The following is a 1,085-nucleotide window of genomic DNA, read 5'->3' as shown; positions in this document are numbered from 1 at the left end:
CCTCGCTGTCATGGATATAGACTCCTTCGGCATGGGTGATGACCCGAGTCCCTTCCTCGCCCAGGGCCTTGAAGTCGGTGAAGGGGTGAAGATGATGGGCGCGGTCGAGCCGCTTGAGGCGATCCGACATGAGGCTTCTCCTTCCCGTGAGCTCAGAGGGTGGCCGTGACTCTGGCGAATCTGGCCTCGCGGTAGCCCAGACAGGCATTGCCAAAGCCCTCGAAGAGGGCGTTGTAGAGAGGATGGTCCCGGGTCCGCCATTCGGGGTGCCACTGGACGGCCATCGAGAAGCCGATGGCATCGCGCACCGATACCGCCTCCACCAGGCCATCCGGTGCCACCGCCTCGGCGATGAGCCCCGGCGCCAGTGAGGCGATCCCCTGCTGGTGCAGGGAATTGACCCGAGCCCGGGGCTCGGCATACAGGGAGGCCAGGCTACCGCCGGGGAGGATCTCCAGGTCATGGGACGGGGCGTATCTGCTCTCGCGATCGCCCTCCGGTTCGCGGTGATCGAAGCGACCCTCCACCTTCTGTACCGCCTGGTAGAGGGTGCCACCGAAGGCCACATTCAATTCCTGGAAGCCCCGACAGATCCCCAGCAACGGCAGGCCCCGGTCCAGGGCTGCCGGAATCCAGGCAAGGGCGGCGGCGTCCCGCTCGGGATCGTCCCGGACATTCTCGGGCAAGCTTTGCTCTCCATAACGATAGGGCTGGACATTGGTGTAGCTGCCGGTAAGCAGCAGGCCATCAATATCCGTCGGGAGGTCGGCACCGACCACGCCCTCCCAGACCGGCAGGATGACCGGGGCCAGACCATAGTCGCGCAGGGCCGACAGGTACTTGTCGGTAACCGTATGGGCAGGATGGCCCTCCACCTCTCGGCGGCAGGCGATCACGCCCACCAGGGGTCGGCTATGCATATCTTCTCCTAGAATCGGCCGTCGTGATGAGTGAACTCATCATGGATGTTATGTTTTGCTCAACATACCTGCTGCCCGCCGGGCTGCCAAGTCTTCCCGCTCACTTCGGGGAATACCCTTGAAACAATAGCAATGTCATGACAGTCCCGAAGATCGCGAGACCGG

Annotated in this window: 1 protein-coding gene; it reads right to left on the bottom strand. The window is 63.4% G+C overall.

The window, feature by feature from the left end:
• Positions 1 to 152 precede the first annotated feature (152 nt).
• Positions 153 to 920 carry a gamma-glutamyl-gamma-aminobutyrate hydrolase family protein gene (locus ACESMD_RS10290; protein ID WP_372612844.1) on the bottom strand — a complete coding sequence of 256 codons (768 nt, stop codon included), beginning with the start codon at positions 918 to 920 and terminating at the stop codon, positions 153 to 155.
• Positions 921 to 1,085: the final 165 nt, after the last annotated feature.

It is taken from the genome of Halomonas sp. (assembly GCF_041689495.1).
Lineage (GTDB): Bacteria > Pseudomonadota > Gammaproteobacteria > Pseudomonadales > Halomonadaceae > Halomonas.
Note: the sequence above shows the minus strand (reverse complement) of the source record. Positions and strands in the feature narration are given on the sequence as shown.